This window comes from Pseudoselenomonas ruminis, from assembly GCF_008271295.1.
Classification (GTDB): Bacteria; Bacillota; Negativicutes; order Selenomonadales; family Selenomonadaceae; genus Selenomonas_A; species Selenomonas_A ruminis.
The window spans coordinates 12,564-32,449 of record NZ_VTOY01000007.1; the positions used below are offsets into that span (position 1 = coordinate 12,564).

Annotated in this window: 18 protein-coding genes and 1 riboswitch; of the genes, 5 read left to right on the forward strand and 13 right to left on the reverse strand. The window is 51.0% G+C overall.

What is annotated here, in order from left to right:
- Positions 1-8: 8 nt before the first annotated feature.
- From FZ040_RS08940 to FZ040_RS08955, 4 genes are all read right to left on the reverse strand, one after another.
- A complete protein-coding gene (locus tag FZ040_RS08940; RefSeq protein ID WP_149171678.1) occupies positions 9-1,208 on the reverse strand; it encodes a molybdopterin molybdotransferase MoeA in 1,200 nt (399 codons plus the stop codon).
- An 11-nt stretch (positions 1,209-1,219) separates the two neighbouring features.
- Entirely contained in the window at positions 1,220-2,251 is a 1,032-nt protein-coding gene (locus FZ040_RS08945) for a molybdopterin-binding protein (protein ID WP_149171679.1), read from the reverse strand.
- 87 nt (positions 2,252-2,338) lie between these two features.
- Positions 2,339-2,461, reverse strand: a riboswitch (molybdenum cofactor riboswitch).
- Positions 2,462-2,536: 75 nt separating this feature from the next.
- Complete coding sequence (locus FZ040_RS08950) at positions 2,537-3,700, reverse strand: DNA polymerase IV (RefSeq protein ID WP_149171680.1); 1,164 nt, start codon at positions 3,698-3,700, stop codon at positions 2,537-2,539.
- A gap of 92 nt (positions 3,701-3,792) precedes the next feature.
- A complete protein-coding gene (locus FZ040_RS08955; RefSeq protein ID WP_149171681.1) occupies positions 3,793-5,535 on the reverse strand; it encodes a methyl-accepting chemotaxis protein in 1,743 nt (580 codons plus the stop codon).
- Positions 5,536-5,774: 239 nt separating this feature from the next.
- Here FZ040_RS08955 and FZ040_RS08960 point away from each other — a divergent pair, with 239 nt between their 5' ends.
- Complete coding sequence (locus FZ040_RS08960; protein WP_149171682.1) at positions 5,775-6,482, forward strand: sigma-70 family RNA polymerase sigma factor; 708 nt, start codon at positions 5,775-5,777, stop codon at positions 6,480-6,482.
- A gap of 61 nt (positions 6,483-6,543) precedes the next feature.
- Here the strand turns inward: FZ040_RS08960 and FZ040_RS08965 are convergent, their stop codons facing one another.
- The 5 genes from FZ040_RS08965 to FZ040_RS08985 all read right to left on the reverse strand — a co-directional run bounded on the left by FZ040_RS08965 (position 6,544) and on the right by FZ040_RS08985 (position 13,347).
- On the reverse strand, positions 6,544-6,981 hold the full coding sequence (locus tag FZ040_RS08965; protein ID WP_149171683.1) for a hypothetical protein: 438 nt from the start codon (positions 6,979-6,981) through the stop codon (positions 6,544-6,546).
- An 86-nt stretch (positions 6,982-7,067) separates the two neighbouring features.
- Positions 7,068-7,733 carry a respiratory nitrate reductase subunit gamma gene (narI, locus tag FZ040_RS08970; protein WP_149171684.1) on the reverse strand — a complete coding sequence of 222 codons (666 nt, stop codon included), beginning with the start codon at positions 7,731-7,733 and terminating at the stop codon, positions 7,068-7,070.
- Entirely contained in the window at positions 7,730-8,254 is a 525-nt protein-coding gene (narJ, locus tag FZ040_RS08975) for a nitrate reductase molybdenum cofactor assembly chaperone (RefSeq protein WP_149171685.1), read from the reverse strand. The genes narI and narJ overlap by 4 nt, the downstream gene beginning before the upstream one ends.
- A gap of 1 nt (position 8,255) precedes the next feature.
- Positions 8,256-9,674, reverse strand: coding sequence for a nitrate reductase subunit beta (gene narH, locus FZ040_RS08980; RefSeq protein ID WP_149171686.1), 1,419 nt, complete (start codon positions 9,672-9,674; stop codon positions 8,256-8,258).
- Complete coding sequence (locus tag FZ040_RS08985) at positions 9,664-13,347, reverse strand: nitrate reductase subunit alpha (RefSeq protein ID WP_149171687.1); 3,684 nt, start codon at positions 13,345-13,347, stop codon at positions 9,664-9,666. Before FZ040_RS08985 ends, narH begins: the two co-directional genes overlap by 11 nt.
- A gap of 212 nt (positions 13,348-13,559) precedes the next feature.
- On the opposite strand from FZ040_RS08985, the gene FZ040_RS08990 reads away from it, so the two are divergent.
- The 3 genes from FZ040_RS08990 to FZ040_RS09000 all read left to right on the forward strand — a co-directional run bounded on the left by FZ040_RS08990 (position 13,560) and on the right by FZ040_RS09000 (position 16,715).
- A complete protein-coding gene (locus tag FZ040_RS08990; RefSeq protein ID WP_187620294.1) occupies positions 13,560-14,465 on the forward strand; it encodes a GGDEF domain-containing protein in 906 nt (301 codons plus the stop codon).
- A 65-nt stretch (positions 14,466-14,530) separates the two neighbouring features.
- The gene (locus tag FZ040_RS08995; RefSeq protein ID WP_149171689.1) at positions 14,531-14,833 is read left to right on the forward strand and encodes a hypothetical protein; all 303 of its coding nucleotides are present in this window, start codon (positions 14,531-14,533) and stop codon (positions 14,831-14,833) included.
- A 604-nt stretch (positions 14,834-15,437) separates the two neighbouring features.
- Positions 15,438-16,715, forward strand: coding sequence for an L-cysteine desulfidase family protein (locus tag FZ040_RS09000; RefSeq protein ID WP_149171690.1), 1,278 nt, complete (start codon positions 15,438-15,440; stop codon positions 16,713-16,715).
- Between the two features lie 56 nt (positions 16,716-16,771).
- Here FZ040_RS09000 and FZ040_RS09005 read toward each other — a convergent pair whose 3' ends face one another.
- The 4 genes from FZ040_RS09005 to FZ040_RS09020 form a co-directional block, all read right to left on the reverse strand.
- Entirely contained in the window at positions 16,772-17,644 is an 873-nt protein-coding gene (locus FZ040_RS09005) for a serine hydrolase (RefSeq protein ID WP_149171691.1), read from the reverse strand.
- 15 nt (positions 17,645-17,659) lie between these two features.
- The gene (locus FZ040_RS09010) at positions 17,660-17,995 is read right to left on the reverse strand and encodes a hypothetical protein (RefSeq protein WP_149171692.1); all 336 of its coding nucleotides are present in this window, start codon (positions 17,993-17,995) and stop codon (positions 17,660-17,662) included.
- A 158-nt stretch (positions 17,996-18,153) separates the two neighbouring features.
- A complete protein-coding gene (locus tag FZ040_RS09015) occupies positions 18,154-18,609 on the reverse strand; it encodes a zinc-ribbon domain-containing protein (protein WP_187620295.1) in 456 nt (151 codons plus the stop codon).
- Positions 18,610-18,642: 33 nt separating this feature from the next.
- Entirely contained in the window at positions 18,643-19,224 is a 582-nt protein-coding gene (locus FZ040_RS09020) for a zinc ribbon domain-containing protein (protein ID WP_255448823.1), read from the reverse strand.
- A 181-nt stretch (positions 19,225-19,405) separates the two neighbouring features.
- On the opposite strand from FZ040_RS09020, the gene FZ040_RS09025 reads away from it, so the two are divergent.
- The gene (locus FZ040_RS09025; RefSeq protein ID WP_149171694.1) at positions 19,406-19,756 is read left to right on the forward strand and encodes a helix-turn-helix domain-containing protein; all 351 of its coding nucleotides are present in this window, start codon (positions 19,406-19,408) and stop codon (positions 19,754-19,756) included.
- Positions 19,757-19,886 lie beyond the last annotated feature (130 nt).

Genomic DNA, 19,886 nt, shown 5'->3' on the forward strand with positions numbered 1-19,886 from the left:
CAACGCCCTTAGAGCAATACGACATCCACTTCTGTCCCCGGTTCCAGCGGATCAGTTCCTGCCGGAATCGCCACAAAGGCATTGCAGCCAACTACCGAGAACAAACTCCCTGAAGCATGCTGCTGGGGAAGTCTTACCTTGCCATCCTCATAATACGCACGGATAAAGCGGCGTCCTTTGCTGGCCTTCGGAAAAGCATCCGTCAAAACGGCCTGCGCCTGGCGAAGGGCAATCTTCTCATCCCCGCTCAGCGCCACGAGCACAGGCCGCGCGATGAGCTCAAACGTCGCATAGGCCGCAAACGGATTGCCCGAAAGCGCAATGCCAAGCGTCTTTCCAAACGTATAGGCAATCGCAGGTCCGCCCGGTTTCATGCAGACACGCCAGAAGAGCCTTTTGCCAATCTTACCGACAACGCCATGCATGATATCCTTCTTGCCAACCGACACGCCGCCCGTCGTCAAGAACAAGTCGACTTTGTCCTGCCACTTGGCAATCGCCGCGGCAGCTGCCTCAACATCATCGGGCAGGATGCCGAGCACTTCCGGCTCAAAACCGAGCTCACGCAAACGGCTGCTTATCATATAAAGATTGCTGTTATAGATTTTGCCTGGTGCCAACGGCTGGCCCGGCTGCAAGAGTTCATCCCCGGTACTCGCAATGGCAACGCGCACCCTGCGGATGACCTTTACCTTATCAAAGCCCATGCTCGCCAGCGCTCCCAGATGAGCGGCCGTAAGCCTGGTACCTGCCTTGGCCAGTCTCGTTCCCTGCTTAATATCTTCGCCAGCAAAGCAGTAATTTTCATGATGCTTCATGACAAAGGGCACGAGCAGCATATCACCATCTGCCGTGACATCTTCCTGCCGTACGACACAGTCGCAGCCAGCGGGAATCGCGCCTCCTGTCATAATGCGCACCGCTTTCCCCGCCGGCACTGACCCGTCAAAATACTGGCCGGCACATTCCTCACCGATAATCTCGAACTTAGCCGGCTGGGCTGCCGTTGCGCCAGCAGTGCTGCTGGCCGCAAACGTATAACCGTCAAGCGGTGACCGGTCAAAGGGCGGATTGTCAAAAGGCGCCGTGTAATCCTCCGCCAAAGTGCGGCCCAAGGCCTCCAGCAAGGGAACTTCCTCAGCCTCGTGGACTTTGCTGACCCGTGCCAGCAGTATCTCAATGGCCTTTTCCAACGAAATATCCTGCATTGTATCCCTCCTTAGTGCTGGAACCCGCAAACCGGGAAATGACAGGTCTTGCAGTTCATGCAAAGACCACCGATACCAAAATGGCGAATCTCACGGCGCGTCAAGCGCTCGCCGGTCATGACGCGCGGCAGTACAAGGTCAAAGACCGTGCGCGCCGCATACATGACGCAGCCCGGCAGGCCCATGACCGGAATCGTCCGGCCCTCATGCGTAAGATACCCGAGCAAAAACATCGCTCCAGGCAGTACCGGCGCGCCATAGGTGATGATATCGGCTCCGGCATCGCGGATAGCCGCTGGCGTGCGGTCATCCGGGTCAACGCTCATGCCGCCCGTGCAGATAATCATATCCATGCCAAGGTCCACGAGTTCGCGAATCGCATCGCGCGTATGCTCCGTCACATCATCGGTTATGCGGTGCTCATCAATCTTGAGGCCAAATGGTTTGAGCTTTCCCGCAATGACCGGCGTAAACGTGTCCTCGATACGGCCCAGGAATACCTCAGTGCCCGTCGTCACGACGCCGACTTTGATATCTTTTTGATACGGGCGCAGGCGCAAAAGCGGCTTATCGCCAGCCACTTTTTTAACCTGCTCCATCTTATCCTTTTTGATGACCAGCGGAATCACGCGCATGCCGGCCAGTTTCTGGCCAGCCTTTACCGGCATGTTCTGCGGCAGCGTCGCAATCGTCACATCGTCAAGCTCATTGACATCATCAAATCTTGACTCGTCCACCTGGAAGACACCATCAACCGTTGCCGTGAGCTCGATCTTGCCCTCTTTCGGCTCCGAGGCCGTCATGTATTCGTTCTGGCAGAGCTGCCGCAGGATTTCGGCCGCATCGTTTTCATGCAGAACCGTATCGTCATTCTCCCATACATAGATGTGGTCCTTGCCGACCGACAGCAGTACCGGGATATCCTCCTCGGTAATCACATGCCCCTTGCGGAACACAGCATCCTTCGTCACGCCTTTGATGATCTGCGTGATGTCATGGCAGAGAATCTGTCCGACAGCATCTACGGTTTTCATTTCCTTCATACGGCCTACTCTCCTATCTTGCTCGCCAATTTCCCCATAAACACAAAAAGACTACCTTCCATTTGACAGAAAGATAGTCTTCACCTATTGCGCCAGCAAAGAACCCCTTTTCAAAAATGGAAGGTCCCAGCGTTTCCCCTGGGGCCCCGGCTAAATATCATAGCCACCCGTCGTGACCTTAGACATTTTCGCTCGGAGTCGTTAAATTCTGCTTCTATTATACACGAAAAACAGCTTTTTGGCTTATGATTTTTGTTACTTTTTTATATTTATTGCTCATCATCATTATTTCTGTTTATCTTTGCAAAGGAGCTGCGCTTTGGTGATGCCGCCTTCGCCGAACTTTGCCCGGATCTTATCGATGGCCGCATAAAGATTATCCTTTTTGGCTTCATCCTGGAACAAGCTAAGTTCCCTGCCATCATCAAAACCGGCCGTGCTGACGCCGAGCAAACGGATTCCGCGAAATAGCTGCAGCTCATGGAACAGGTCCAGCACCGTATGATAGATTTGCTCATCATAACAGGTCGCCTCGGGAAGCGTGCGGCTGCGCGTAAAAGTCTTGAACCCCGACGACAGGCGCAATTTGAGCTGAATCGTCCGCGCCTTTTCTCCCGCTTTGCGGAGCCGCCAGCCCACCTTGCAGGAAAGATCCAAGAGGACGCGTTCGGCATCTTCGCTGCACTGCAGATCCTCCGTAAACGTCATCTCCTTGCCGATGGACTTAGCCCGTTCCCGCGGTGCCACGACACGGTGGTCGATTCCCGCCGCCAGCTGGTGAAGATGACGCGCCATATTTTCTCCCACCTGCTGGCACAGATGATGGGGATCGGCCCGGTAGAGATCGCCAATCGTCCGGATGCCGAGGTTTGCGAGCTGTTCATTCATCCGCCTGCCTACGCCCCAAATGCGGCCAACCGGCAAGGGGTCGAGCACCTGCCGTATCTTGTCGTCGGTGATAATTACCAAGCCATCCGGCTTTTCAAGGTCCGATGCCAGCTTGGCCAGGAATTTATTCGGCGCAATTCCTACCGAAGCCACAATGCCGGTCTTTTCCCGAATCTCAGCTTTTAGCTTCTTCGCATAATGAAGCGGTGTTCCCATGATTTTTCCCATGCCCGTAAGGTCAAGAAACGCCTCATCGATGGACAAGGGTTCAATAACCGGCGAATAGCGGTCGAAGATGGCGAAAATCTGCTTGGAAACTTCAGCATAACGCGGATAATTGCCTTCGATAAAAATCCCCTGCGGGCAAAGCTGCTGCGCCCGCCCCATCGGCATAGCGGAATGAACGCCAAACTTCCGCGCCTCATACGAACAGGTCGATACTACTCCGCGTCCCGCCAGGCCGCCGATAATCAAAGGTTTCCCACGATATTCCTCATGGTCCAGCTGTTCCACCGAAGCAAAAAAGGAATCCATATCAACATGCATAACCAACTGCTTCACGCTGCATCCTTCCTTTCTCCGTTTGTTTTATTATATAAAAAGACTACCGAAAAGGCAAACACCTTTTCGGTAGTCTTAAATCAAACGCATTATCAAATGCGGAACTTTTTCAGTTCGTCCTGCAAAGCCTGCGATACTGTCGTCAAATTATGAGCCGACGAAGCAATCTCCTCCACCGATGCCGACTGTTCTTCGGTAGCGGCCGAAACCGTCTGCGTCTCACTCGATACGGAATTGCTGGCCTCACTGAGGCGGTCTGCCGTATCAACAATGCCGTCTGCCCCAATGGCAACCGTGTTGATACTATCGCTCATCGTCTTAATCTCTTCATTCATCTTCGCCATAAGGCCAACAATTTCCCCGAAGGTCTGACCGGCCCGGTCCATGATGACCACGCCGGATTTCGTCTCCTGATTTCCGGTCTGCATCGATACGACAGCAGCTTCGGTATCGGCCTGAATCCCATGAATCAGCGAAGCAATCTCCGTAACGGCCTCACTGGAACTCTCCGCCAGTTTGCGGACTTCATCAGCAACGACGGAGAAACCACGGCCGGCTTCACCAGCGCGCGCAGCCTCGATGGCGGCGTTGAGTGCCAACAGGTTCGTCTGCTCCGCAATAACCGAAATCGTTTCGACAATCTGGCCAATCTGCTGGGAACGTTCGCCCAGCGAAGCAACGACCTTTGCCGCTTCCTCAACCGACGCACCGATATTGCGCATCTGCTCTACAGCCTTGTTGATGGCCTCCGAACCATCATCAGCCTTCTGCTGTGCTTCACCAGCATGAGCCAGGACCGCATTCGTCCCCTCATTGACCTGGTCAATCTGCTTGCGGATTTCTTCTACCGTAGCCGTAGTCGTTGCCGCCATATCGTTCTGCTCAGCTGCCGACTGGGCTACCCGCGTTATCGAATCTGCGATCTGTGTTGCCGCCTGTGCCGACTGTTCCGAACCCTGGCGAAGCATTTCTGCCGCATTGTTCGATTCTTCAGCACTCTGCTGGATCTTGCGCATCATAGCAGCCAGACGGTCCATCACTTGGTTATAATGACCGGCTAGCTGTCCAAGCTCATCGCCGGAAAGAATCGGCGCACGATCGCGAAGGTTGCCGTCACCCATCTTCGAGGAAATATCCTCAAGCACACGCACACCGCGCGTGATGCTGCGTCCCAAATACATAGCCGAAAGAAGAATCATCACAAAGGCCAGCACGAGCAGGACAATACTCATAACTGCGCCACGATGGTAGAACGCTTCCGCCTCTTCGTTGGCTTCATTGGCGCTGTCGATATTCATCTTCGTAAATTCTTCGAGCGCTCCGGCAATTACATCGTACTGTTTGAAACCGTCTACTGTGATGCCCTGCATCATGGATTCCTTATTGCCGGCTTCCATATCCGCACGGATTTTCTTGTTTATTTCAAAATTCTTATCGAGCTCTTTTTTGAGCTGCTCGAACTTTTCCTTATTGACTTTGGCCTTCTCCGGATTGATTTTCATCTCACGGTCCAAAGCGGCTTCGTATTTTTCAATGCCTTTCGTGATGTTGTCCTGATGCATCATCGTATCTTTCAGGCATTTATCGAGCACTGCTTTATCCGTTACATGCGTGTACTTATACGCATCAAAGCGCATATTGGCCGAATCTTCATACATGCGATGCGACGCATCGGTCATAATCAGCCAGTTTTCCGTAATCTCCGTTGCCTTGTCGTTCAAGGAATTCAGGTTGTATATCCCCACACCACCTAATACACACGCGACAAGCATGACCACCGTAAAGGTAAGCCGAATCTTGGTACTGATTGTACAATCATTCCATTGTAAAAACATCCATAATCCTCCTAAATCTCCCACATTTCACTCAATTTCAATCATAAGCAATCACAGACCGTCATCCATTATAACATAGAAAGGTTCTGACAACAAAGGAAAAGTTTGCATTCGCAAGTATATCGGTTACTTTTCACCCCTCGCGGACAAATTTTATACATCTGATAATAATTATTGACTTTTACGTGCTTATAATGTTACGCTAATATATGGACTTTTTAAGGAATTGAGACTACTACATGGAATTAGCAATGGACACAACTAAGGAAAATGAATTGATTCAGGAGTTTCAACGCACCGGTGATCCCAAGCTTGGCTCCGAGCTTGCCGACCGTTATGATTATCTGGTCACCACGGCCTGCCGGACCCTCTATATGACTTGGGCCGACCACGAAGATATTTTACAGGAAGGGCGCATTGGCTTGTTTAAAGCGCTTCGCGATTTCAAACCAGAGCGCGGCGTTTCGTTTCGTTCGTTTGCCACCCGCTGCATCCGCTGTGAATGTATCTCGGCCATCAACAAAGCCAATCGCTACAAACACGCGATTCTCAATCAGGCGCTTTCCCTCAATGTCTCCGTCTTTGAGGACAACGAAAAGACCTGCTGGCTCGATACGATTGCCGACCAGGAAACGAAATCACCAGCGCACGACTTGATTATCCAGGATGATTTTGAAAGCTGTGAGGAAGTGTTAAAAAAAATTCTTTCTCCCTACGCCTATCAGGTATTCATTTCCCGCCTGCAGGGAAACAGCTATGAGCATATCAGCCAGCAGCTGCAGCACGACAGCAAATCCATCGACAATGCGTTGCAGCGCTGCCGCCGCCAGATTGCTCACTATATGGACAATCATGACGACATTGATATCGATGCGCTTCGTCACTTCTGCCAATATATCGCCAACTACTTCACGGACTCCGATGATTTGACGGCTACGGTATCGTAATGATTGCCGTCGAAACAAAAACAGAGCTTGTTATCCTCCGCAAGGGTAACAAGCTCTGTTTTTATTTGGCGGCCTCTGCTGCCGCTTTAAGGCTCTTTTCCATATTGGCCACAACCTCAGGCGTGACACTTCCCTGTCCAGCCCGCTTTAATATCTGCGCGTGATGCATGATGTCTTCGATGTTCTCGATGTAATCCCGCTCCGCTGCATAAAGCGTGGCAAAGATAGGCTCTTTGCCTTTTCCTAGCACCTTGTCGGCAAGCTTTTTGAGCTCCTTCAAGGTCTTTTTTTGCGTCAGGATAAAGCCAACATTCTCGCGCTCCACCCGCGCCAGGGCCGTATCTATCTTATCATGAAGCTGCTGGATTTCCCGCATATTGTCCTGCAGCATGCTGAGCTGCTCTTTCTTGCGGCGAAGTCCGGCAATTTCTTCCGGGGTATGATGATGATCATGGCTGTGGTCATGATGGTGCCCGCAGGCACAATGTTCTTCACACATTCTATCTCTCCTCAAAACTCATCCGTCGTAATTCACTGCTATCTATTATACAAGAATCCCTGGAAAAAGTCTTGAGAACTTAGCCCTCATTTCCGGCGATAGATAATATCCCGGCGCCAAAAATATTCAAACGGCAGGCTCAGGCAATGTACGAGCCGGGTAAAAGGGAACAGCATCGCCAGCAGCATCCACGATACCATGTGCAGCTGAAACACGATTGGTACCTCATCCATCAGCGATACATCCGGGTGCAGCATCAGCACGGAACGGAACCACGGCGAAATCGTTTCGCGGTAGTCAAAGGCCCCGGGAATATTCGACAGGGTTCCAAGCATGCCCGAAGCCAAGGTGATCAGCAGCACGAGATAAAGCCAGCGATCCAATTGGCTCGTGTTGACCTTCATGCGGTCACTGCCTGCAAAGCGGCGCTTTAGCAGCAGCCAAAAGCCGCCCAAGAACAGAATCCCTGCCGGAATGCCGCCGATAAGTGACATCAGATGATACGTATGCTCATCTGTCCCACCCATTTCCGTCACAAATTTCGGCACGAGAACGCCGACAAAGTGACCGCCAAACGCCATGAGAAGCCCCAAATGAAATAATGGATTGCCCCATTTGCTGTCGCGCTTGGATAAAAACTCACTGGACTTCGTCGTCCAGTTCCGCTCGAAATACGCATAGCGGACTATCGTGCCGCCCACGAGTATCGTCGAAGCGATATAGGGCAGCACGCCATACAAAAATCCCTTCATGCCGTCTCACTCTCCAATTCTTCTGCTGTCGTCAGAATGACGTCCAGCAAAAACGTATGCGCCAGTTTCGCTTCGGTAAAACGGCTGCGCAAAAGTTCTACCTTCGGTGCCGCCACCTTCAAAACACTGCTGGCCCGCTCACGCGGAAGCGAAGCCGTAAGCTCGAGAACCGCTGGCAAAAAATCCGGCAATTCCTTATTGGTGTCATAACCATTTTCCAAAAACAGCCGCTTAAATTCCAGCATATCCTTCGCCTGCCGGCCAAAATCCGTGCGGTTGTGCATCGTCAGATACAAATTGGTATTGGCCGAGAATTCAAATACGCGGACATACCATTCTTCATATTCCTTCTGTCCCATGTCCTCGATGTAATCGATGACCGCCAGCAGTTCCTCGCGGCTTTGCTGGTGGGGAGATTGCTCGGCCGTCTGCCGCGCATCGGCGAGGGATTCCCACCACTTAGCATCGGGGTAGTCCAGCAGATACGCCGCCAGCGCTAACGTCTCTTTATATTCCTGCATCTCAGCACCCCCCTGGGCAGTTATAGCCACAAGTTCCCTGTAGCTCACGAAGCTTATCCTGTGACTTTGCCGAGATTCCCGCCGGAATATTACAGCGGTCTTTATACTTGGCAATCGCCAGCAGGCGATACATATCCTTATAAACGACCACATCTTCTGCCAGCCGCTGAGGAATTTCCTCACCGGTCTCCTGACAGCGCATGACCAGGCGCATATCCAGAAGTTTCTGAAGCGACTGCGCCACGACCCCGGTATTGCCAGCACCGAAAAGTTCTGCCAGATAGGCCAGCGGAATGCGCATGTCGTGAACCTCAGGCAGATAGACATCGGCTTCCATGCGGCGCGTAATCGGCGAAAGCGGCGGCACATACCAGACCATTGGCAGCGTCCGGTATTCGGCATGCAGCGGCAGAGCAATCTTCCATTCCTTAATCAGCCGATAGACCGGCGAGTGCTGCGCCGCCTCGAGCCAATTGGCGGGAATGCCTTCCTTACGGGCCGCCTCAATAACAGCCGGGTCATGCGGGTCCAAAAGAATATCCAGAACGCTGTGGTAGATATTTCCTGCCTCGGGTTCCGATGCCGCTTCCTTAACCTTATCCATATCGTAGAGCAGTACGCCCATATAGCGAAGACGCCCGACGCAGGTATCGGTACAGATTGTCGGCAGGCCATTTTCCAACCGCGGGAAGCAAAATATGCACTTTTCTGCCTTATTGGTCTTCCAGTTAAAATAAACTTTTTTATAGGGGCAGGCCGGTATGCAGTGACGCCAGCCGCGGCAGCCGTCCTGAGAAACAAGTACGACGCCATCTTCCTCGCGCTTATAGATAGCCCCGGACGGACAGGCCGCCACACAGGCCGGATTCAGGCAGTGATTGCAGACGCGCGGCAGATATTTCATAAACAGGTCATGAAATTCCATCGTGATTTCACCGGCCATATTTTTGAGGTTGATATCCTGACGGACGGACTCGCCATCGGCCAAATCATCTTCCCAGTTCGGGCCCCATTTGATTTCCATGCGCTTTTGGGTTATCAGCGAACGCGGGCGTGCCACAGGCTGATGTTTTTTGCGCTTCGACGAAAGCAAGGATTCGTAGTCATAGGTCCACGGCTCGTAATAATCATCCATTTCCGGCTGCTCCGGATGATAGAACAGCTTCAACAGCCGTTCGGATTTCGAACCGGACCGCAGCTGGAGTTTGCCGTCTTTTAATTCCCAGCCGCCCTTCCATTTTGCCTGATTCTCCCAGTGTTTCGGATAACCGGTTCCGGGTTTTGTCTCCACATTATTAAAATACATATACTCCGCGCCCTGGCGGTTGGTCCAGACGTTCTTGCAGGCGATGGAGCACGTATGGCAGCCAATGCACTTATCAAGATTCATGACCATGGAAATCTGCGCTTTAATCTTCAAGCCAATCTACCTCCCCCTGCATCTTGCGGGCTACTACATACATATCGCGCTGGTTGCCTGTCGGTCCATAATAGTTAAAGCCATAGCTGAGCTGGCCATAGCCGCCAATCATATGCGTCGGCTTCATGTGCAGCCGCGTCGGCGTGTTATGCGTTCCGCCGCGCGTCCCAGAAATCTTCGACCCTGGGACATTGATATGGTTGTCCTGCGCATGGTGCATGTAGACTACGCCCTGCGGCAGGCGCGGCGTCACGACGGCACGGGAAACCACAACGCCATTATGATTGTAAAGCTCTACCCAGTCGTTGTCCTTGACGCCAAGTTCTTTGGCATCTTTCTCGTTAAACCAGACCGACTGCCCGCCGCGGAACAGCGTCAAAAGCTGTTGGCTGTCAAAGTACATCGAATGGGTACTCCACTTGTTATGCGGCGTCAGGTATTTGAGCGTGAGTTCCTTGCAGCCGCCAAGTTTCTGCTTAATCGGCGCATAGTCAAGGATTGGCCGGTATGTTGCCATCGCCTCACCAGCCTCGCGCATCAGTTCATGGTCAAGATAGAAATGCTGGCGGCCCGTATTCGTGCGGAACGGCAGCAGTTCTTCAATATTGGTCGTAAACGGCGTATAGCGGCGGTTCTGGTTGGAACCCGTAAACGTCGGTGACGTGATGGACTCCTTTGGCTGAACCGTCAGCTGCTCAAACGTAAAGCGCTCGCTTTCCCGGTCTTTAGCCAATCGCGTGAGATTGCTAAGCCCGGATTCCTTTTCACAAGCCTCCCAGGCTTTGACCGCCACTTTGCCATTGGTTGTCGACGACAGCCCTAAGACTGCATCCGCGGCCTGCTTCGCCGAATAAATCGACGGACAGCCATAGGAAATATACGCCTTGTTATCGATGAGGCCATTGCGCTTGCCGATTTCCCGGTACTCGTCCTCCGAACTCCAGGTCATCGCCTCAGCCCCCATCGTCCTGGCTACACCGGGGCCCAGCGCAATCCATTTTTCATAGAGCTTCGTGTAATCAAGTTCCGTCTCAATGAGATTTGGCATCGTCTTGCCCGGAATTGGCTCACACTCGCCCTTGCTCCAGTCGCGGATCTTGCCGTAAGGCTGGGCAATCTCCCCCTTCGTATCGTGCTGGATTGGCATGGCCACCACATCTTTGAGCGGTTTTAAGCCTGCTTCCTTGGCCACCTCCGATACCTTCTTGGCCAGTGTACGGAAGATATCCCAGTCCGTGCGGGATTCCCACATCGGGTCAACTGCCGCCTGGAACGGATGAACGAACGGGTGCATATCCGTCGACGAAAGATCATCCTTCTCATACCAGGTGGCCGTCGGCAAAACCACATCGGCATACAGGGCCGACGATGCCATGCGAAAATCGATGTCCACCAAAAGATCCAATTTCCCTTCGGCTGCGCCACCGGATTGTTCGAGCTCGGCCGCCTCGCGCCATTTGATTTCTGTGGGACGGGTGGCACACTCTTCCTCCGCAAACAGACTATTTTTCGTCCCCAACAGGTATTTGAGATAGAACTCATGCCCCTTAGAGGAGGAACCAATGAGATTGTTGCGCCACATAAAGAGATTGCGCGGGAAATTCTCCGGCGCATCCGGATCTTCGATGGCAAACTGCAAGCTCTTATCTTTGAGACTGTCGACAATGTACTGTTTGACATCCTTGCCCGCGGCCGCTGCCTCATCATGAAGCTGCTGGCCGCTCTTGTTGAACGTCGGATACGACGGCAGCCAGCCGAGCCGTGCCGCCATGACATTGTAGTCCCCCGCATGGCGGTAGCGCGGCGTCTCGGTCGGCGAGGTGATGTCGGCGACATCAATCTCATCGCTTCGCCATTGGTCGGTCGCAAAATAATAGAACGACGTCGAATTCTGCAGCCGTGGCGGCTTTTTCCAATCGAGGCCCGTCATGATGCGCTGCCAGCCCTCAGCCGGACGCAGTTTCTCCTGGCCAACGTAATGTGCCCAGCCGCCGCCATTGCGGCCCTCAGCCGCCACAAACAGCAGGTTGTTTAAAATGGCGCGGTAGACGATATCCGCATGGAACCAATGGTTGATGCCGCCGCCCATAATGACCATCGTGCGGCCGCCCGTCTTAATCGAATTATCCGCAAACTCGCGCGCCGTATGGATAACCGTATCCATCGAAACGCCGGTGTATTTCTCCTGCCATTTCGGCGTATACGGAATATCCTCTTCATAGGAAGCCGCAGCCTCGCCGCCCAACCCGCGGTCAATCGAATAGTTCGCCAAGGTCAGATCATAGACCGTAGTGACGAGTATTTCCCCGTCTTTCGTCTTAACCCGTTTAACCGGAACCGCACGCGTAAGCGTCCGCGATTCCCGCTCGTTGCCAAAGTACGGCAGTTCCAGCTCAGCCACCTCATCCATACAGCCGAGAATCGAAAGCTGCGGCAGGATTTTTTCGCCAGTATCGGCATTCTCCTCGCGAAGATTCCACTTCTCATGGCGGTCCCAACGATCACCAATCGTGCCGTTTGGTATGACAAGCTGGCCGGTCTTTTCATCGATGACATAATACTTGAACTCCGGATTGGCATCCTTGCGGCCAAAATCGGCAGCAGTCAGATAGCGGTCCGTATGGTATTTGCCATTTTCCTTTTTCACGAGACGCACGAGGAAGGGGAAATCCGTGTACTTGCGCGTGTAATCCAAGAAAAACTTGCACGGCTCACCCCAATAATATTCGTTGAGGATAACATGGCCCATCGCCATGGCAAAGGCCGAATCACTGCCGACTTTAAGCGGAATCCAGGTGTCAGCCACTGCTGTCGACTCCGCATAATCCGGCGATACCGAGACGACCTTCGTGCCCTTATACCGCGCTTCGGTCAAAAAATGCGCATCCGGCGTCCTAGTCTGGGGCACATTGGAGCCCCAGGTCATGATGTAGCCGGCATTATACCAGTCCGATGATTCCGGTACGTCCGTCTGATCGCCCCAAATCTGCGGGCTGGCCGGCGGCAAATCTGCATACCAGTCGTAAAACGAAAGCCCCGCACCGCCGAGCAGCTGGATAAAGCGAATGCCGCCTGCATACGAAAGCATCGATTTGGCCGGTATGACCGAAAAGCCAAAGATACGGTCCGGACCGTATTTCGTCGCCGTATGCAGGACCGAAGCGGCAACGAGCTCTGCCGCCTCTTTCCAATTCGAGCGCACAAAGCCGCCCATACCACGGGCTTTTTTATACTGTTTCATCTTCGCCGGGTCATTGGCAATACTGCGCCAAGCCTCCAGCGCCGTTTTATGCTGCTTTTTCGCCTCACGCCAAAGTTCCGCGAGCTCACTGCGCAGATACGGATACTTGATGCGGTGCGGACTGTAAAGATACCAGGAAAACGACGCCCCGCGGGGACAGCCGCGCGGTTCAAAGTCCGGCATATCCGGCCCGGTCTCCGGGTAATCGTGAATCTGATTCTCCCAGGCCACCAGCCCATTTTTGACATAGATATTCCAGCTGCAGGAACCTGTACAATTGACGCCATGCGTAGAATGAACGCATTTATCAAACGACCAGCGGTCGCGGTACATGTTTTCCCAATCGCGCCCGCCTTCATGGAGTTCTTGGTGTCCACTTGCCGACTTTTCTTTCGGAACAAGGTACTTGAACTTCTTAAAAATATTGCTCACGTTAATCTCCTTCCCAAAACATAACACCATTTTTTCTTATTTTATTCGAGTCTGTTTATTTTTCATGTGACAAACATCACTATTCAATGATAAAAATAAATCTGCTCCATTCTGTAACAAAAAGCATCGACAGTTTTGCGGGCAGGTTATTACACTACGATAGAACGTATCCCCATGAAATTGATTTGGTAAATATTTTAGGAGGAACTACTATGCCACTGGATAAGGAGCTCTCAAATTATTTAATGAAAGAAGGCATTTTCCAGCAAATGTTTGACGTCATCCGCCTAGTCGAGCAGGACGGACATTACGTCTGCAAATGCAATCACGATGGGTCCTGCACCATTACCGATGAAACCTGTTTTTCCGTCTGGGGCAAAAAACAGCGCTGCCACAACTGTGTATCGCGGCAAGCCTATGACGAAGAACGCCAGCACGTCAAATTCGAATACGCCAACAACCGGTATTTTTTTGTCATCGCCCGGCCCATCTGGCTCCGAGGGAAAAAATACGCCATCGAATTCGTGATGGATGTCACCAACCAGTTCACACCAAACAATCCATCTGAAGGCAATTTTGTCATGAACCTGATCCATGAACTCGAACGCGTCTCCTCACGCGACCCCTTTACCGGCTTATTCAACAAAAATTATCTGCAAAAAGAATTGACGCAAGCCTTAGCGAAGCGCCATACAGAAGCCCAGTCCGACGCCCCGCTTTACCTTGCCATTTGGGACATCGACAATTTCAAGCAGGTCAACGATACCTATGGTCACGATATGGGCGACAAAATCCTCTTGCGTGCTGCCCAGGCCTTGCAGCGCGGCATAACCTCCGAAGACGGCATCACGGCCCGCTTTGGCGGCGATGAATTTATGATACTGTTTCATAAGACCGACCGCAGCTATTGCGAGCATTTGCTGCGAGCTATCAAAAATGACATCGACCACCAGACCCACAGCGGCCTGCTTTGCAACGAATCTTCCTGTTTCCGCGTCTCCATCAGCTACGGACTAGCCGACGTTCATGCCTATCCCACAGCCGCCGAAGCCCTTCACGCCGCCGACCAGCAGCTTTATGCGCACAAGCGCAAAATCCATAAAAAGGATATTATTTAGAAGAAGGATTTTTCCCCTCCATCACGAAATAATACATTACCTAAAATGCTGAAGGAGGGATTCCTATGGAAAAGCAAATAGCCGTCTGGCTCTTACAGCGCGGCTATGCCGATGACCTTGAGCAGGGCATCCGCTTTGCCCAAGCCTTGGCCAATAAAGAATGCACCGAGGAAATGCTGGACGCCCTCGGCCATAATATCGATGTATTCATGTCAGTCGGCGGACCGGTAACAGCCGATAATCTTCTGCCGTTTCTGCTCGACAAATACAACATGGCCAAAAAGCTCATCCACTTTTGGAACGAAAATCCCAAAGATACCAATGCGATTTTCTTTTTCAATGAATGCCGCAAACATGGCATCAGCTAAACCGGCAACGAAGCCTTCCCACGTTCGGGAAGGCTTTTTTCTATCCAAAATACTGTTCTTGCCACTTTTTATACTAACGATATGGAAAAACATTCGAGGCCGCGCTTCGCCGCCACTAGGGGCAGTACCAACACTACGCGGGAGATGTTTTCCTAAACGAAATTTTTATCTTTAATTAAGCATCGAAAAAATTCAAAACGCGCTTCGCTTGGACGATTACATTTTTTCGACGAACGGGGAAGATAAAAATTTCGTTCTTAACGGAAAACATCAAACGCTCCGTTTATGGCACTGCCCCTAGCGGTGGCTGAGGTTAGAACAAACACAAACTTTTGCCTCCCCCTCTTGGGAAAGCCGCTTCATGTCGGCACTCCCCCAGGCGTCAAGGGGCACAGTCCCATAAGCGCAGCCTTGACGTTCCGCGATAAGCAAGAAATTTTTGCCGCGGGTTGTCACCGGCGGAGCGTTGGTACTGTGTCCCTTGACGCCGACGAAATGACTCGAACGCTCCCCATAAATTAAAATTTTGTCTTTGGCAAAAGCGGACAAGAACGATATAATAAAATTATTCACTAAGCAATTCGGAAAAGAATGGAGAATCTGTGTGGAAAAATCGTCGAAAATCTATCAAGAATATGTAGCCATCCTCCGGCGGGAACTTGTGCCAGCCATGGGCTGCACCGAACCTATTGCCATCGCCTATTGTGCGGCCAAAGCCAGAGCTGCCTTAGGTGAGCTGCCGGACAAACTCGAGATTGCCGCCAGCGGCAACATCATCAAAAACGTCAAAAGCGTCGTCGTACCGAATACGGACGGCCGCAAAGGTATCGAAGCTGCCGCCGCTATCGGCGTCGTAGCTGGCGATGAGACCGCCGCCCTCGAAGTCATCGCCCACGCCAAAGAAGAAGACAAAGCAAAACTCGGGGACTATTTGGCAAGCACAGCCATCACCGTCACCTCTACCGAATCCGACCACGTCCTCGACATCATCGTAACCGCCAGCAAAGGCAGCAATACCGCCTGCGTCCGCATCGTCAACGAACATACCAACATCGTCGAAATCACCCGCAATGGGGAAATCCTCTTCCAAAAAGAAATCGTCGATACGCCCGAAACAAACAAGCCAGACTATGATAGCCTGACCATCGAGGACATTTACGACTTTGCCATGACCTGTGACCTCGACGATGTCCGGGATATTCTCGAACGTCAAATCAAATATAACACGGCGATTGCCGCTGAGGGCCTCAAGAACAATTACGGTGCCAACATCGGTTCGACTCTGCGCAAAGCCTACGGGGATGACATCCGCATCCGCGCCCGGGCCATCGCGGCCGCTGGCAGTGACGCCCGCATGAATGGCTGCGAACTGCCGGTCATCATCAACTCCGGCAGCGGCAATCAGGGCATGACGGTTTCCCTGCCAGTCATCGAATACGCCAAAGAAGTTGGCGCTGATGACGAAAAGTTATTGCGCGCGCTGGTTCTTTCCAACCTCGTTACGCTTCACGAAAAAGAAGGCATCGGCCGACTCTCCGCCTACTGCGGTGCCGTCAGCGCCGGTGCTGGTGCCGGTGCCGGCATCGCCTGGCTCTGCGGCGGCGATTACAAAGCCGTCATCCACACGATTGTCAATGCACTGGCCATCACCTCCGGCATTGTCTGCGATGGCGCCAAAGCATCCTGCGCCGCTAAAATTGCCGCCGCCGTTGACGCCGGCATCTTAGGCTTTGAAATGTACCGCAACGGCCAACAGTTCTACGGTGGCGACGGCCTCGTACTAAAAGGCGTCGAAAACACCATCCGCAACATCAGCCGCCTCGGCCGCATCGGCATGAAAGAAACCGACAAAGAAATCATCAACATGATGATTGGCAAATAAAAAATGGATTGACTTGTCAAAATAAAAATTGACAAGTCAATCCATTTTTATTTGCGTCAATTATTCGCGGCGGCTTTTGCCATTTGCTTTAGAATGGATATTGCCCGCCCGCGGCTTGAATAATTTTCGGTCATTCCCACCAGAATAAAATGCTTGCCGGGCTGATAAACGATGCCGCCATCGTCATAAAGGCCATAAAGCTCTCCGGTTTTATGACAAATCATAACGCCCGGAAGCGCCGCCGGAAAACATTCCGTATCTGTCTGGCCTTCCAAATAACCGAGCATCACATCGTCAAGTTCAGGACTCACACAATTCCTATGGTATAGTTTCAGGAAAAAATGACCTAAATCATTGACCGAAGTATAATTTTCACGGCCTTCGGCTACGGCCTGGCTGTCCATCATCTTGCGCTGAAGAATCGTATCGGCATAGTCATTGCGCTTAATGTAGGCATTGATTTCCTCCATGCCCAAAAGGTCAATCATCATATTCGTTGCCGTATTATCGCTTTCGGTAATCATCAACCGCATGACGGTATCCAGCGTGAGTTCCGTTCCGCTGGCATAACCAGCCAATACACCAGCTCCGCCGACCTTGTCATAACTGTGCAAAACCAAATTTTGGTAAAGCGACAGCTGGCCATCCCTAACCTTTTCCATCGCCGTACCCAAAATAAACACTTTAATCATACTGGCCGAACGCATCTGTTTTGACTGATAACTGTACTCCTCGCGGTTTTCGCCTGGATACGCCACAAACAAAGCATATTGCGTGCTGTCTGAATTAGAAAGCGCTGTCACCGCCTGTGCCAGCGAATCATTGCTGACCTTCGGCGAAGCCGCGGCCGCCGCTTTACCATATCCAGCTGGCAAAACCATTGCCAGCAGCCAAACCACCAAACAACCGATAACCGTAAAACGCCGCATCAACAAACCTCCACCTCAATAATTATTAACGACAAAGCGGTAAATATTGGCCGCAATCGGCGAAGCTCCGCCAAACACATAGCCATGGTAGCCTTCCGAATTGCGGTAATACGGACTGCCATTTGACGGATAGAACGAATAATAGAGGTAATTGCCCGCATTTTTAACCGTACAGCGGAATGTATACGGACTGCGGCTCGAAATACTTACCGACTGCGTGATAAGATACGCATCCGTTCCATCGGTATACGTTCCCATGTAATAGTCACCGGCCTCTGCCGGAGCCGCCGGTGCCGCCGCCAAAATCAGCGCCGCTGCCAGTAAAACCGCCGAAAACAATCGTTTAACCATAATACCTACCTCCTCACTAGAAAACATTATCCTTTATTCTCTTACTTCTACTTCGTCATCACCCCTGCATTTCCTTCCAATGTCCATAATTAATCCCAACAAAGACAGGACCTGCATATCCTCAAAGATATACAAGTCCTGTCCCCAAACAATTCTCTTTAAAATTTTTTCATTTTCAATCCTGCGGCTACAAATACGGCACCAAAAAAGAAGGAAACACCACCCCAAATCGGCAAATCTCCATACGTTGATCCAGTACCAAACGTCATCAAGGAACCAAACCAATAAAATGCACCTGGCAACATTGTAACAATCTGGGATTTAGATTTCCGCGTTACCGCACCAATAATACCAGCCAACAGCATACAAAAAGCCAGCATCATTCCACTTGTACCACTCGTTGCTCCATTATCCTGCAAAGCATTGCTTATTCCAGCTGCACAAGATTGAAATAGAATCAATAAGCACAACACCATAGATATAACACTGATGATTAAACGTCCCGATGACCATACCGCCTTTTTTTCTTGCTGCCCGTTCGGCGTTGGGCTTCCACATCCTGGACAAAATGCCGCCTGCTCGGAGTATTCTTTACCACATTCTTTACAAAACACAAGCTTTCCCTCCAAATTCCCAAAAACGACCAATTATTGCGCAGGTTCTACTTTATCCAATTGTAAATCATACCCCATGATATCGCCGACTTCACGAATCGTGCCATAAATAGTTACCATCTGTCCTTTTTTGAGTTTCAAAACACTCTCTTTTAACGCATCATTTTTACTATCAATCTTACAGGAGACATGAATCATGGAATAGTTTTTATCCGTACCATCGAGCGTGATATATTTCACGTCAGAATCAATATTCTGCAGCTTTCCTGTCATCTTAACGTTTTTCTTTTTGTAATTCTGATTTGCTGCTGCAGCATTTTCTTTTGCCTCTTTTATCAGAACATTTATATCGGCGTCCTCATACACCTTTTCCTTAGACTTCTGCTCCGGAGCCGAGGATGACGACGATGTTTTATTCGATTGGGATGAATTCTCCTTGCTGTCACTACCACAGCTATTCACGAACCCTATGAGTAAAAATAAAGCAACAATACCCAAACAACCTATTTTAAGTTTACTTTTCTTGCCGCTTCCAGCGCCTGTCGCTCCACATTTGGGGCAAAACTGAGATTCCTCTTCCATTTTTGCACCGCACTTCTCACAAAATTTAGCCATTTGCAACTCCTCCTTATGTATCTTGCAAAATTTAGCCATACGTTTATACATATTCGGCTATGTGATTTATTTTCACTATTTCTACATAAAATACCTAAATTCCTCCTTATTTTTTAATTTTAAATCACGACTTTTTCATAATTTGATTACACACTATACTAATGAACAAGGAGTGATTCTTATGGACATCACCGCTTGTCGATTGCGTGAGCTTCGCAAAACGAAGCAAATGTCACAGGAAGATATGGCAAAATATCTTGGTATCACTCGAACGGCTTATAATAAGTACGAAAGCGGCGTCATCCAGCCCACGCGAAAGCTTCGCGAACTATCTGCCCTGTTTGGTGTCAGTACGGACTACTTACTCGGACATGAGGAATCATCACTGGAAGCACAAATTCGCACCATGGATCAACGCGCTGGCAATCAATTGCAAAAATATCTTAAGCTTAGCGAATCAGGCAAAGACATTGTAGATATTACGCTTGACGCTGTGTACGAACGTGAAAACCGTCCGAATGATTCCCAATAGCACATTGCATTAAACCACCGATACAGAACGTAGAAAGGCGTTCTTATCTCTTTTCCAGCTCAAAAAATATTCGGCATACAACAAGGCCCACGCACATTTCTGTGCGTGGGCCTTGTTGTATGCCGTTCCT